The organism is Rickettsia endosymbiont of Oedothorax gibbosus (assembly GCF_936269705.1).
GTDB lineage: Bacteria > Pseudomonadota > Alphaproteobacteria > Rickettsiales > Rickettsiaceae > Tisiphia.
This window is the reverse complement of sequence record NZ_OW370493.1, coordinates 1844502-1858949: the sequence shown is the minus strand read 5'-3', so window position 1 is coordinate 1858949 and position 14448 is coordinate 1844502. Positions and strand designations below refer to the sequence as shown.

Here is a 14448-nt window from a genome sequence, read left to right as displayed (position 1 = left end):
TGTATACTTATTTTGAGGATGCCTTATTAGTTGTTTGTGAATCCTCATTTATACAATCTTAAGTCGTATCTTCCTACATATTTTTCATCTTATTTTCCTTAAACTGACGCCTATGTGCGTAGGCGGGAATGATGGTATGGACGAGTGAAGCGAAATATGCTTTACTTGTACGGAGTCAGCTGAAAAATAGTTTTCAGCTGCTCCAAATTAAATAATAATTTAATTAATAGGTCCATACCATGATAAATAATAGCATAAAAAATACTATAATAGGAATAGATTTAGCAAAAAATAGTATGCACTTGGTGCAAGTCGATCAAAATGGCAAAAAAATAGGTTATCAAAAAGTTACAAGAGATGAGTTAATAGCCTATTTAAGCAATCTCGATAAAAGTTCATTGGTAGCTATGGAAGCATGTGGAGGAGCTAATTATTGGTCACAGGAAATTGCTAAGCTTGGTTTGCAAGTCAAACTAATGAAAACAAAAGATGTAAAAGTTTATGCTACATCGAAACAGAAAAATGATTATAACGATGCGTTAGCAATATGCAAAGCGGCTCGTGATCCAGAATTAAAAACTGTGCTGCCAAAAAGCAAAGAGGAACAAGATATAAAATTTTTGCATAAAATTAGAAGTAATACGATCAGAGATCGTGTGCAAAAAACTAATTCTACAATATCAAGTTTATGTAAATATGGCTATAATACAAAATTAAGTAAAAATAAATTTTGCAAATCATGTAGGCTGGAGGTAGAGTTAGCGTATAGTAAAGGTTATATAAATTCTGGGATACGGTCAATTTTACTTTTAGAATGTAAAGAAATTGAGGATTTATGTGACAAAGAGAAAACTTTAGAAAAGCTGATTATCAGCAATAATAAGCAAAGTGAGAAAGCTACTAGGTTGCAGACAATTTTTGGCATTGGAGCAATCAATGCTAGTTGTTTGAGTGTAGCCCCAATGGAAAGTTATCCAACCCCGAGGGATTTTGCTGCTTCGCTTGGTTTGGTACCAAAGCAACATAGCTCAGGAGATAAGATAGTTTTAGGAGGGATTACCAAACAGGGAGATAGATATGCCAGAACTATGTTGATTCAAGCTGCAAGGACAATAGCAATAAGAGCAAAAAGTGGTAAGGAATCGAAAGATAAACTAGTGCAGTGGGCAGTGAAGAAATTTGCTGAAAATAAATCATATAATATTATATGTGTTGGTTTAGCAAATAAGTTAGCAAGGATTGCTTATGCAGTAGTCACCAATGGTAGCGAATATGTTGCAAATTAGTTTAGTTGAGAAAAAAGAAGAAACTATGTCAACTAAATAAAAATTGGTAATTGATAAATATTGCGAGTAAAGAATAGTAACAATAAAGAGAACGAAAGTTAAAGAGTTAATGAATAAGTATTCTGAATAAAATCCGTAATTATGTCGAGGCTCTAGAAGCCGTGGGAATGAGAGGTCACTCAAGGATATTTATAAGAATGCAGAAACCATTATGGCACTCGATGCCGAATATATGACCGCTTCCTTTGTGGCTCTATTTTTTTATTTTCTTTGTTGACAAATTCACTCGTCCATATATGACAACGGGAAGCGGGAGTGATAACTTGCAAGTGCTTAATCGAGCGATACTACGGCTCGCTAATAGGTAGAGTAATGCTAATCGGATTAGCTATATATACTAATGATAAACGGATGCAGATTATTATGAAAAAGGCAGTAGCTTTAGTTAGTGGTGGTGCAGATTCAGCTACCGTACTAGCCATGATGGAAAAAATGAATTACGAAATTTATGCCATAAGTTTCAACTATTCTCAACGCAATAATGTTGAACTGGAGAAGATTAAACAATTAGTTAACAACTATAACATCAAACAGCATAAAATTGTAAATATTGATTTACGTAACTTTGGCGGATCAGCTCTCACTGACAATGCCATAGACGTACCAAAATATAAAGATCATAGTGAATTGTCGGACAATATACCAGTTACTTATGTACCAGCACGTAACACCATATTTTTAAGTTATGCTTTAGGATTTAGTGAAATAATAGGAGCTTTTGATATTTTTATAGGGATACACGCAACTGATTCCGCTAATTATCCAGATTGCCGCCCGGAATATTTAGTAGCTTTTAATAATCTGGCAAATCTTGCAACTGCTGTAGGAGTATCAGGTAAACAAATTACCATTCATGCTCCCTTAATAAATATGTCAAAGGGAGAAATTATCAAGGCTGGTCTAGAATTAGGGGTAGATTATTCTAAAACGATTTCTTGTTATGATCCATCAGATGAGGGGTTGTCTTGTGGTACATGTCATTCATGCTTAACTAGACTTAAAGCCTTTGAAGAGAATAATGTAACTGACCCCACTAATTATAAAGAATAAATTATCTTCTAACATATGCTAAACCACTCTATATATCATCAATTTCCTGTATTAGACCTAGGTAATATAGTGCTTAGGGAATTAACTAGTGATGATTCCGAAAACTATTTTACCTATATGAATAAGCCAGAAATGCTACCATTCCTGACCGAACAAAATTGTCCATCGGACACAGCTCAAGCTACTGATGAGATAAGATATTGGTCCAGCTTATTTCATAATCATCGGGGATTTTACTGGGCTATTTCCCTCAAAGATACTAATAAACTTATAGGGACTGCTGGGTTTAATAGTGTTTCTGCAATGCACTTCAAAGCAGAAATAAGTTACGATCTTGATCCGGAATTTTGGGGTAAAGGAATTATGCTGAAATCTATCAAAGCTATTTTAAGGTTTATCGAATATGCTGGAATTGTTCGCACCCAAGCAACTGTTATAACTGACAATACTCGCTCAATTAATGTTTTGGAACGATGTAATTTTGTTAAAGAGGGATTGCTCAAAAAATATGAGATTGTGCAAGGAATACATAGGGACTATTATATTTATGCTAAAATAGTTTAGGTTATGGTTAATGTTGGGAGATATAGTCGGTCTCTACCCCTTCAAGTTCCATCATGTCTTGAGCATAGGGAAATGAGATATAGCCAATTGATGAAAAATTGCTGACGTTGGCACTCGTCGCTCCATCGTTCCTAGCCCCAAATTTCTCTGAATTTACTATAGTACCACTTCCATATCCTTCGTCATTAATTTTATCATCTATCATTGCGTTTGAATCTGTATTTAAACCTTCATCCTCTTCAAGATTAGCTTTGTAATTAGCCACTAATCTATCACCATAGTACCCCACACTTTTATAAAAGCCGATCCTGATGGGGTAAATTCAAGATCAAAAATCTTAAAAAGAAAGATATAAAAACATTTTTAGATAAATAAGAAGCCGTAATACCAATTGCAATAATTAACACGGTGTGTTTATCCAGTCTCTATACATAATTGATTTTACTAAATCTACATTATGAGCAAATTGATTCCAAGCGTAACAAGCCATAGTGACGATATCTTCATATACACCATAACATTGGTTAGACAAGAAATGATTTTTGATCCATTCCCAAACTTGTTCCATTGCATTAAGTTCCGGTGCATAGGGCGGAAGCGGTATCAAAGTGATATTGCTTGGCACAGTTAGTTTTTTGGCTGTGTGCCAACCTGCATTATCCGTTAGTAAAGCTATATGTCGGTTGCCTTGAATACTGCGAGAAAGCTCTTCTAAGAATTTATTCATTGCCTGTGTGTTTGCATATGGTAAAATTAATGCAAAAGCTTCTCCTGTATCATGGCAAGCAGCTCCATAAATATATGTTGAAATGAATTGCTGTTGCCGAACTTTACGGGGTCTAGTGCCACGCTTAGCCCATATACGAGTTAAGCTACCTTGTTGCCCAACTCGAGTTTCATCCTGAGACCATATATCAACTTTACATCTATCGATATTTTTTGGTAATAATTTTGTTAACATGTCTGGGAAGTTTTTTTATATGTATTTTGAGTCTCTTGATTTGACTTTGGATGCATTGAACGAGAAGTAATCCAGCTAAAACCAAGGCGGTGCATAGTATTGTAGACTGTTTTTAAAGCGCATTTAGCACCATATTCCTCAAGTAACATGATATGTAGCTCCTTTCCAGTTATATACCCACCAGTTTTACTTTCACTGAGCGTATTGATTTTATCAAAAAGAGCAGACTCTTGTATAGTGTTAATCTTCCTAGGGGCACCGCTTCTTTGTGATTCAAATAATCCTTCAAAACCATGATTCCTAAATCTTCTGAGCCATGATTGCACAGTTTTCCAGTGTGACTTCACTATTTCAGATATGGCTTTTAAAGATTTGCCTAATTGAAGGTGATACATCGCCAATAAACGTATACGATTTCGACCATGCGGCTCATGTTTCATCATTTTTATAAAATCATGACCATGAAAACCTTGTGGTAATATTAACCTAGCCATTTGAGTACCTTTATCAGTTAAAAACCCATTTTACACCACTGCGTTAATTATTGCAATTGGTATAATATCTTAAATATTGGACTTTGGACAAAATAATTTAGCCTATATTTAGCAACTTATAATTTATCTATTATATAAAATAATTATCTAAAATTGTAAAAATATTAACTATAGATTAATAAACTTTTTAAAAAGTTAGCTAAAAATACTAGTTTTTTATAAAACTTACTATTTTACGTCAGTTCGGGATAAGATATAGATGAAATAGTAATAGATAAAAGGATTGTCAAAAAGGAGTGCCTGCAGTATTTATATTTTTAAACAAAAAAACAAACTACAGGCATGAAAAAAGATATCACAGAATTATATAGTTTTATAGATGATTTTTGTAAAATTTATTTGGAGTATGAACAGAGAAAGTTATTACCATCAAATAAGCAAAGAAATCGCTGTTGTAGCATGAGTCTAAGTGAAATGTTAACAATAATAATTATGTTTCATACATCCTATGCTAAGAATTTTAAATTTTTCTATAAAAGTTATATAGAGTGCATGCATAAGGATGATTTTCCCAAAGCCTTGAGTTATAATAGATTTGTTGAATTAATGGCACGATTATTCATACCGCTAAATATGTTGATTCATTTGTTGTTTGGTGAGGAAACAGGTATTTATTTTATTGACTCTACAACGATTAAAGCTTGTCACAATAAAAGGCGTTATAGCAATAAAGTTTTTAAAGGATTAGCCAAACATAGTAAATCCTCTATGGGGTATTTTTATGGTTTTAAATTACATGTAATAATCAATAATAAAGGGGAGTTTATGGCATTAAAAGTGACCAAAGGCAATGTAGATGATAGGGTTCCAGTACCGGAGTTAACAAAAAGATTAACTGGAATTATAGCAGCTGATAAAGGTTATATTAAGCAAAATTTGTTCTTAAATTTATATGAAAGAGGCTTAAAAATGATTCATGGAATTAAGAAGAATATGGAAAATAAATTAATGGATTTGAAAGAAAAAATCTTACTTCGAAAGCGTAACTTAATTGAAACAGTTTTTGATTATCTAAAAAATAAAATGAACCTTGAACATACTAGACATAGATCACCAATAAATGCCTTTGTCCATATATTATCTACTCTTGTTGCTTACTCATTAAAGAAAAATAAACCTTCAACAAAATTTGATTTTAATCTACATGTTCACAATATCCTTATCCCGAATTGACGTATTTTGTAAAAAAATAGGGTATTTTGTCCAAAGTCCAATTAAATAGTTAGTTAGAGTAGTAATAAGAAATGTCTGTTTACCGCATCAGGATAGGCTTTTATAAAAGTGTGGGGTACTATGATCTATCACATATATCTTGTGTCAATTTAGAATTATTTGCTAAATATTGTTCAGCGATTAGCTTTAATTTTGTTATATTAACCTCAGTTTGATGTAAGAGGAAGGTTGAGATTGTTTAATTTTCCAAAAGCTACAGAAATTTTATTAGGCTTAAAAACATAGGCAAGCAGTCCAGCTAATACGTTAGTTTGAAAATTCATAACAGATCTATGCCTTGTATGGTCTATATGACAAAGGTTTTTTAGTTGATCGTTAATGGTTTCAATAATATACCTTTTATCATAGCAATTATCTTTTATCTAAATTTTCAAAAAAATATTTATCTAAATAATAAAACAACGTTTTTGTTGAATAAGTTTATGGCAAACTTCAAGTAGCTTACGCATACAAGCAACTATCGCAACTTTCTTAGGTTTAAAATTATTAACAAGCCTATTGTATAAAGTTTTTAAATATTGAAAACCATTTTTGCCAGTTAATACCGCCATGTATAAAGCATCCCGTGGTATTTTTCTGCCTCCCCTAATAAATCTTCGTCCTTGCTTATTACCACTATCACGGGCGTACGGAGCTATCCCCACAATTGCTGACAATTCATTACTACTATAATTTTTATCCCCTAATTCAGGTACAAAACTAATTAGTTTTGTAGCCAAACATTTACCAATACCAGGTACAGTCTCTAATATTTTTACCTTCTCTTTTAACTCTTCTGACTCATCTATTGTTTTGTTTAACTTCTTATCAAGCTCAGCTATTTCATTTTGTAAGAATTTAATGTGTTTTTCTATACTATCTTTATCAATACCATCAATACTATGATGTAGTCTTTTCTTTTCATTGCTAAGCATTAATACTAAATCTTCTCGTCTTTGCTTATATCTCTTCAAATTCTCTGATTCAACTTGATATATATAATTCGCTGAAAGCTGCATCTTATCACCATAATATGCTAATTTAAATGCATCCTTCCTATCAGTTTTACACAAATTTACCGATTTACTAAAAGAATTAAAACTATATGTATTGACCTTATGTATTTGTTGCTTATTATTATACAGCTTTTGACAAATCTCAGCTTCGTATCCTCCAGTGGGTTCACATATTATTAGCTTAATCTCTTGCTCTTTTGCTAATTTAATCACCTCTTCATGACCAGCTGCATCATTGGCAAAACGATGATATTTAGGTTTATCGCTTGTATTATATTATAGTACCCTACAATTTTGAGAAGATGAAGAAGAATGGTTGATTTAGAGTGGTGTGAAGTAGTATAAGGTAGGTATTTTTATAACAAAATGCATAATATAATACTTCAAGAATTGATTTTATATATAGACGGAAATAAATCAAGATTAAAATGTTTGGTTGGTATGGTAATTAGTTTGCTGACGGGCAGCTCAATTTATCAAAAAGGTTTAGCACTTGGTATTTTAGGTGATGCTAAAGCGACGTCAAAAACTCATAGAATTTATCGTTTTTTAAAAGATTTTAATTTTGATTATATGAAGGTTGGCTATTTGCTATTAAGCTTTTTTGCTTCAAAAAATTATGTCGTAGCAATGGATAGGACAAGTTGGAAATTTGGTAAATCCGATATTAATATTTTATTTTTAGTAATGGTAATTGGTAAAATATCGGTGCCAATATTCTGGAAGACTTTGTCGCATGGTGGCGGGTGTTCTGCAGAATTTATGAAGGAATTTTTACAGAAATTTATTAATAATTTTGGCGTTGAAAGAATAAAATATTTGCTTGCTGATAGAGAATTTATGAATAAAGAATGGTTAGACTTTCTGATAAATAACCATCTAAAGTTTGTTATTCCATTAAAAATGGATCATAAAATTCGTCTTACAAAAGGTTTAAGAACTTTAACCATTGAAAGAATATTTAGTGATGTTAAAGCCTTAGAGTATAGGGCTTGTAGTGGTATATTATGGAATAGAAAGGTTAATTTTACCGCATATAGAAATGATAAGAGCGAGCTGATGGTTCTGGTGTCTTCAATTGAAATAGAGCAAGATATTTTTGCTTTATATAAATTTTGTTGGAGTGTTGAACGACTATTTTTGCACCTAAAAAGCGGTGGTTTTGATATTGAAAAAAGTCACATTGTAAAATTGGATAGATTTGAAAAATTATTAGTGATAACTGCTATTGCTTCAGCTTTAATAGTCAAAAATGGAATAATACAAAATGCCTTAAATCTCATCCGAATAAAACGGTACAAAACCATTGAAAGACAATTGTTTTCATTATTTACCTATGGCTTTGATCATATCAAAAATGCTTTTTATCAATCTACAACAGCCATAACGCAGCTAATACCAATTGCAATAATTAACACGGTGTGTTTATCCAGTCTCTATACATAATTGATTTTACTAAATCTACATTATGAGCAAATTGATTCCAAGCGTAACAAGCCATAGTGACGATATCTTCATATACACCATAACATTGGTTAGACAAGAAATGATTTTTGATCCATTCCCAAACTTGTTCCATTGCATTAAGTTCCGGTGCATAGGGCGGAAGCGGTATCAAAGTGATATTGCTTGGCACAGTTAGTTTTTTGGCTGTGTGCCAACCTGCATTATCCGTTAGTAAAGCTATATGTCGGTTGCCTTGAATACTGCGAGAAAGCTCTTCTAAGAATTTATTCATTGCCTGTGTGTTTGCATATGGTAAAATTAATGCAAAAGCTTCTCCTGTATCATGGCAAGCAGCTCCATAAATATATGTTGAAATGAATTGCTGTTGCCGAACTTTACGGGGTCTAGTGCCACGCTTAGCCCATATACGAGTTAAGCTACCTTGTTGCCCAACTCGAGTTTCATCCTGAGACCATATATCAACTTTACATCTATCGATATTTTTTGGTAATAATTTTGTTAACATGTCTGGGAAGTTTTTTTATATGTATTTTGAGTCTCTTGATTTGACTTTGGATGCATTGAACGAGAAGTAATCCAGCTAAAACCAAGGCGGTGCATAGTATTGTAGACTGTTTTTAAAGCGCATTTAGCACCATATTCCTCAAGTAACATGATATGTAGCTCCTTTCCAGTTATATACCCACCAGTTTTACTTTCACTGAGCGTATTGATTTTATCAAAAAGAGCAGACTCTTGTATAGTGTTAATCTTCCTAGGGGCGCCGCTTCTTTGTGATTCAAATAATCCTTCAAAACCATGATTCCTAAATCTTCTGAGCCATGATTGCACAGTTTTCCAGTGTGACTTCACTATTTCAGATATGGCTTTTAAAGATTTGCCTAATTGAAGGTGATACATCGCCAATAAACGTATACGATTTCGACCATGCGGCTCATGTTTCATCATTTTTATAAAATCATGACCATGAAAACCTTGTGGTAATATTAACCTAGCCATTTGAGTACCTTTATCAGTTAAAAACCCATTTTACACCACTGCGTTAATTATTGCAATTGGTATAATATCCACATTATTAATACCTCCCAAACAAAAACTTTTTTCTATCCTAATACCATCTTTACAAAAATTGTAGGGTACTATGGTATAATCCTCAATTAATACCAAAAGGGCTGAGGAGATTTAATGGATTTGATGAGAAAGTGATATCCCTTTATGGTCGCGGTATGACAGTCAGCGAGATCCGAGGGCATTTAGAAGAAATATATCAAACTGATGTATCTGGTGACTTGATATCCACCATAACAGGGACTAGTGTTAAGAACAAGCTCTTTTGCCGCCACTTAGAATTAAATTGGAAAATCTTTAATCCTTTTTTCATACTCAGATTGGCAATCTCCGAGTGATAATTTTGAATACATCTCCAATGATTGACGACTCTCATGTCCTGAATATGGCTGAATTAATGCGTCATCTACGCCTTTTTTCTTCATCCAAGTAAAAAGAAAATGTCTTAATGTATGAGGAGATATTGAATGCTCAATACCCGCTTCTTTTGTATAGTTCATTAATATTTTTCTAATGCCTCGATCAGAATATGCCATCTTCAAACTTGATTCAAATAAATATTTTGAATCATTTCTTTTCATATTTTCTAGATGAACAGCTAATATTTCCTTAAAACTATCAGGAAACGGAACTATTCTGTCCTTCTTTCCCTTACCTTGCACAACTTTTATCTGACAATTATCTAAATCTATGTCAGATATTTTTATATTTACTAACTCAGAAACTCTCACCCCGGTATAAAGCAATGTTTTAATCATTACTATATGCTTCATATTTCTAGATTTCCATACCGTGTTGTAATATTTATTTATTTCCTCTTCCGTAGGCACATACGGCAACTTCCTTTCCTTACCACTCTTTACTTCTACATCAAGATTTTTTCTTATATGCCTGAATAATTCTCTTAAGTAATTATAATCAGGCTTTTCTTTTTTCAGATGTTTGCAAAAATATTTAGCTTTTTCTCTAACTGGCGTACGTTCTAATATCATAATAAGCAATTAAATAGTTATCCCGATTAACAAGCGTTTATTAAAATCTAACGGAAAAAGACCATAAGGATTTATATGACCTGAGAATAACGGTGTTAATGCTCTATAGTCTTCAGGCATAAACCTGTTCTGCCAATGTGGCTGTGATAATATTTGTTGAATAATCAAGGTATTGATATAAACCATACATACCTGCAACAGATGTAAACATAATACCGATAATTCCTGATCTTCAATATTGTTCGTTGCAATGTGACCTAGTTTACCGTAAAAAATAAAATCCATTACATTATTAAGGCGTTCAACAATATTTAGTCCTTCATTAACTTCAATACGTAATTCTTCCGAGGATAAATATTTACACAAAAATATGGTTTTATTGGCTTTGCCTAGTTCTACCAGTGCCTTATATACCGGATGAGCGTAATTATTATTACTAAATCTTTTGATTAATACGGATGGTGTAACTATTCCTAGTTTTAGGGCAACCATATGTTTGACAGTCTCATCGTAATTATCTTCTAATAACTCCCAATTTATACTTCCCTTTAGGATCTCTGAAATATTTTTATATTTATTTCTATCTCTAGAATCAACGTAATACAATTTTTGCTTATTGATTGCCTTTAGTCTCGGGCATAAGGAGAAATCTAGTAAATAACTCACGGCAAAACCTATTACACTTTGTCCATGGGTATCGACAAATACACGATTCATGTCCATGTCCGTATCATGGTCAATAATGCCTTTTATCATGCTACCTACCTCTGATGAGGTGCAATCCTTTAACTGCGAGTAAATACATAATGATTTCTTGTCAACATGCCAATAAATCATTACTCCTTTCTTACCATAACGAAAATGCCATTCGCTCATTAGATTTTGATCCCAAGCAAACAGATGAGTTGAGTCACAGGCCACTGTTGTAGTAGCCTCTCCCCAAACATCAGGATTTCGTGTTTTTAAAACGTTATTAACCATTGTACGAATAGCATTTCTAATGTTTGTAGCATTAATATGGCGTTTTTTTACATAACGTAAATCACTATAATTAACATTATCATTAGCAATGCTGATTCTTTTTAATCCGGTGTTGCTACCAATGCCAAATATACATAGTAATAGTCTTCTTTGTAGATCAGAACTATTGATATTGCTGCTTTTACCAACAGTTTCAAGTTCCTTAGTAAAATTGATTCTTAGATCGCACTCTTTTAAAATATCAATTAAGTGTATACTTGACCACTTATTATTGATTTCTTGCTGTAACTTAATAATATTATCAGGTTCATCCTGTGAGTCTAAGGGAGTAAGCTTTATATTGTTACCAACTTTACTTTGTTGGATCTTTACAAACTGATTATTAGGAATATTTGCATTTAATGCATCTAAGCTGTTAGTAAGTGAAGTCTTTAATTTTTCTACGAACTCCTCGAATTTTAGCGGTAACCCAAGTAACTCATAATATGATTCTCGTTTCTCAATAAAGTCCTTCGGTAAGTCCTTATTCGGATCTCTATAACGGTAACTTTTATTAACCCAAATAGCTTTAAAACCAAGAAGTTCTTTAATCTGTTCTAATATGGCTAGTTCATAATTATATTTATTTATTCGCAATTGACCTTTTTCTATTTTAAAGATCATGCTATACCAGTTCTGTGGGATAGCTCTATTGATTGGTGGGATATTAATATAGTAAGCTAAATCTGATTCATTCCAGTATTGGTTGATAAAACGAATTGCCTTTAAGATAGGTTGATAATCAATATGATCTTCAGAAATTTGTAATATTCTTATTATCGCAAGTAGACTACCTCTATTGCCATAAGCATAGGTGGTATGCATTTTTTCTCGCACCTGAGCCTGATACCACTTGCTACCACGATGTTGTAGATCTTCAATTACTTCTTCCAGCTTCTCCTGAGGCACTACCGGATAAACTTTGTCCTCAATAATGCTTTTAGGATTTTTTGCATTTAGTATAGCCAACTTTTCTAGAATATCAAACTTTCCGTCAACACGCTTAACTTCCTGAAGAATATGACGGTCTACATGCTTCTCTGCTCCGGCTCGCATCTTTTTAATTAGTTTAATCATGGTATCTATTAAGGCATCCAACAATAGCTCCAGTCTTACACTACAGAATATTGCCATGGTGGCATATTTTATAGTCGGGGCAAAATCTAGAATATTGCTAGGTGCAAAAACCATCACACGTTCATAATATTTTAATAATAATTTTCTGTCTACTGACTCTATTATGCAGTCAGATAATTTGATTTGACCTAGTAAATTGATTTTATTTATGGCACATTGAATATTCTTAATTTTAGCTCCAGAGATATCTTTTTTAAGTTCTGATAATTCTATAATGTTATTATCCTCATCACTATTTTTACTAAGAATGCGATCTATTAAAAGAAGATTTCCTTGACTTAAATTATCAAATATTTTTCTAAAAAATTGTTGTTCAAATTTTTGTTTAGCTAACGAAATGTAATTTTCTAATTGTTTGGTATTAACAATTTCTATTCTATCTTTGATGAAATATGTACGTATTTGTTCAAGTAGCACTGAATCTGAGAAATGACGCGGTATCAAGTCATCTACAAGATAATTCATTATTAATGTAATATCCTTGGCATTTGCTACACGATATCCTAAATACTGTCTGATATCCTGACGATACCTTTCTCCAGTACGTGTATCCCAGTCAAATGTAATAATTTGTGTTGGATCAATATCTAAATGTTTGGCAACCTGTAACAATAATTGCATCGAAACTGTGTTAGCTTTATTAGAGGGAAATTGTATGTATTTTTTGAAATACACTAACATTATTGCAAAAGTTAACTGATTTGATTGACCTTTCTTTTTCTTGCATAAATTTAAATCCTCTAATGATAAATTATATTGCATTTTTATCTGTTCCTAGAAATCACAGTGTCGGTATTGATTTACTCGATTTTATTCATATTACAATTATTTTGCAATATATTTTTTGCTCTAACAATAAAAAAGTGTAAACATTATTTTTTTAGGAACTGTAAGTGGCGGCAAAAGAGCTTGTTCTTAACACTGGTCCTAGTTGAATCACAAGCACAACCAGTTGTAGCAAAACCCCAAATCCTTGAATCTCTTGTTTCTAAAATTGCATTAACAACCTCAACTATCGCTTCCCTAACATTAGCTGTATTGATATATCTCCTCTTAATATAACACGTCAGTTCGGGATAAGATATAGATGAAATAGTAATAGATAAAAGGATTGTCAAAAAGGAGTGCCTGCAGTATTTATATTTTTAAACAAAAAAACAAACTACAGGCATGAAAAAAGATATCACAGAATTATATAGTTTTATAGATGATTTTTGTAAAATTTATTTGGAGTATGAACAGAGAAAGTTATTACCATCAAATAAGCAAAGAAATCGCTGTTGTAGCATGAGTCTAAGTGAAATGTTAACAATAATAATTATGTTTCATACATCCTATGCTAAGAATTTTAAATTTTTCTATAAAAGTTATATAGAGTGCATGCATAAGGATGATTTTCCCAAAGCCTTGAGTTATAATAGATTTGTTGAATTAATGGCACGATTATTCATACCGCTAAATATGTTGATTCATTTGTTGTTTGGTGAGGAAACAGGTATTTATTTTATTGACTCTACAACGATTAAAGCTTGTCACAATAAAAGGCGTTATAGCAATAAAGTTTTTAAAGGATTAGCCAAACATAGTAAATCCTCTATGGGGTATTTTTATGGTTTTAAATTACATGTAATAATCAATAATAAAGGGGAGTTTATGGCATTAAAAGTGACCAAAGGCAATGTAGATGATAGGGTTCCAGTACCGGAGTTAACAAAAGATTAACTGGAATTATAGCAGCTGATAAAGGTTATATTAAGCAAAATTTGTTCTTAAATTTATATGAAAGAGGCTTAAAAATGATTCATGGAATTAAGAAGAATATGGAAAATAAATTAATGGATTTGAAAGAAAAAATCTTACTTCGAAAGCGTAACTTAATTGAAACAGTTTTTGATTATCTAAAAAATAAAATGAACCTTGAACATACTAGACATAGATCACCAATAAATGCCTTTGTCCATATATTATCTACTCTTGTTGCTTACTCATTAAAGAAAAATAAACCTTCAACAAAATTTGATTTTAATCTACATGTTCACAATATCCTTATCCCGAATTGAC

At 32.2% G+C, this 14448-nt stretch carries 13 protein-coding genes and 4 pseudogenes; 7 read left to right on the top strand and 10 right to left on the bottom strand.

The genetic code is table 11. The features are described from left to right. Window positions 1–239 precede the first annotated feature (239 nt). The 3 genes from NBW66_RS10125 to NBW66_RS10115 all read left to right on the top strand — a co-directional run bounded on the left by NBW66_RS10125 (window position 240) and on the right by NBW66_RS10115 (window position 2960). Window positions 240–1286 (top strand): IS110 family RNA-guided transposase, encoded by a 1047-nt coding sequence (locus NBW66_RS10125; protein WP_250310898.1) that lies wholly within the window; start codon window positions 240–242, stop codon window positions 1284–1286. A gap of 423 nt (window positions 1287–1709) precedes the next feature. Continuing rightward, a complete protein-coding gene (queC, locus tag NBW66_RS10120; protein ID WP_250310897.1) occupies window positions 1710–2396 on the top strand; it encodes a 7-cyano-7-deazaguanine synthase QueC in 687 nt (228 codons plus the stop codon). 15 nt (window positions 2397–2411) lie between these two features. Continuing rightward, entirely contained in the window at window positions 2412–2960 is a 549-nt protein-coding gene (locus tag NBW66_RS10115) for a GNAT family N-acetyltransferase (RefSeq protein ID WP_250310896.1), read from the top strand. Window positions 2961–2967: 7 nt separating this feature from the next. Here NBW66_RS10115 and NBW66_RS10110 read toward each other — a convergent pair whose 3' ends face one another. From NBW66_RS10110 to NBW66_RS10100, 3 genes are all read right to left on the bottom strand, one after another. Continuing rightward, window positions 2968–3225 (bottom strand): hypothetical protein, encoded by a 258-nt coding sequence (locus NBW66_RS10110; RefSeq protein WP_250310895.1) that lies wholly within the window; start codon window positions 3223–3225, stop codon window positions 2968–2970. Between the two features lie 135 nt (window positions 3226–3360). Continuing rightward, on the bottom strand, window positions 3361–3921 hold the full coding sequence (locus tag NBW66_RS10105) for an IS630 family transposase (RefSeq protein WP_250310543.1): 561 nt from the start codon (window positions 3919–3921) through the stop codon (window positions 3361–3363). Next, window positions 3915–4415, bottom strand: a complete 501-nt coding sequence (locus NBW66_RS10100) for a helix-turn-helix domain-containing protein (protein ID WP_250310542.1) — start codon at window positions 4413–4415, stop codon at window positions 3915–3917. The genes NBW66_RS10105 and NBW66_RS10100 overlap by 7 nt, the downstream gene beginning before the upstream one ends. A gap of 342 nt (window positions 4416–4757) precedes the next feature. Here NBW66_RS10100 and NBW66_RS10095 point away from each other — a divergent pair, with 342 nt between their 5' ends. Beyond that, window positions 4758–5648 (top strand): IS982 family transposase, encoded by an 891-nt coding sequence (locus NBW66_RS10095; RefSeq protein WP_250310582.1) that lies wholly within the window; start codon window positions 4758–4760, stop codon window positions 5646–5648. 206 nt (window positions 5649–5854) lie between these two features. Here the strand turns inward: NBW66_RS10095 and NBW66_RS10090 are convergent. Further along, window positions 5855–6052, bottom strand: a pseudogene (locus NBW66_RS10090) (transposase); the annotation flags it as partial. Window positions 6053–6094: 42 nt separating this feature from the next. After that, window positions 6095–6949, bottom strand: a pseudogene (locus tag NBW66_RS10085) (IS110 family transposase); the annotation flags it as partial. Between the two features lie 120 nt (window positions 6950–7069). On the opposite strand from NBW66_RS10085, the gene NBW66_RS10080 reads away from it, so the two are divergent. Further along, window positions 7070–8149: a transposase gene (locus NBW66_RS10080; protein ID WP_250310894.1), complete on the top strand. Its 1080-nt coding sequence runs from the start codon at window positions 7070–7072 to the stop codon at window positions 8147–8149. Here NBW66_RS10080 and NBW66_RS10075 read toward each other — a convergent pair. Together NBW66_RS10075 and NBW66_RS10070 are read right to left on the bottom strand one after the other, a co-directional pair. Continuing rightward, on the bottom strand, window positions 8115–8675 hold the full coding sequence (locus NBW66_RS10075) for an IS630 family transposase (RefSeq protein ID WP_250310543.1): 561 nt from the start codon (window positions 8673–8675) through the stop codon (window positions 8115–8117). The two genes, NBW66_RS10080 and NBW66_RS10075, sit on opposite strands and share 35 nt — an antisense overlap. Beyond that, window positions 8669–9169, bottom strand: coding sequence for a helix-turn-helix domain-containing protein (locus NBW66_RS10070; protein WP_250310542.1), 501 nt, complete (start codon window positions 9167–9169; stop codon window positions 8669–8671). Before NBW66_RS10070 ends, NBW66_RS10075 begins: the two co-directional genes overlap by 7 nt. Window positions 9170–9315: 146 nt before the next feature. Between NBW66_RS10070 and NBW66_RS10065 the strand changes: the two are divergent. Beyond that, window positions 9316–9477, top strand: a pseudogene (locus NBW66_RS10065) (transposase); the annotation flags it as partial. Window positions 9478–9519: 42 nt separating this feature from the next. On the opposite strand, the gene NBW66_RS10060 reads toward NBW66_RS10065, so the two are convergent. The 3 genes from NBW66_RS10060 to NBW66_RS15090 all read right to left on the bottom strand — a co-directional run bounded on the left by NBW66_RS10060 (window position 9520) and on the right by NBW66_RS15090 (window position 13505). Further along, the gene (locus tag NBW66_RS10060) at window positions 9520–10230 is read right to left on the bottom strand and encodes a tyrosine-type recombinase/integrase (RefSeq protein ID WP_250310731.1); all 711 of its coding nucleotides are present in this window, start codon (window positions 10228–10230) and stop codon (window positions 9520–9522) included. 9 nt (window positions 10231–10239) lie between these two features. Further along, the gene (locus NBW66_RS10055; RefSeq protein WP_250310841.1) at window positions 10240–13149 is read right to left on the bottom strand and encodes a Tn3 family transposase; all 2910 of its coding nucleotides are present in this window, start codon (window positions 13147–13149) and stop codon (window positions 10240–10242) included. A 110-nt stretch (window positions 13150–13259) separates the two neighbouring features. Then, complete coding sequence (locus NBW66_RS15090; protein ID WP_410525795.1) at window positions 13260–13505, bottom strand: Tn3 family transposase; 246 nt, start codon at window positions 13503–13505, stop codon at window positions 13260–13262. A 52-nt stretch (window positions 13506–13557) separates the two neighbouring features. Between NBW66_RS15090 and NBW66_RS10050 the strand changes: the two are divergent. After that, window positions 13558–14447: pseudogene (locus NBW66_RS10050) on the top strand (IS982 family transposase). Window position 14448: the final 1 nt, after the last annotated feature.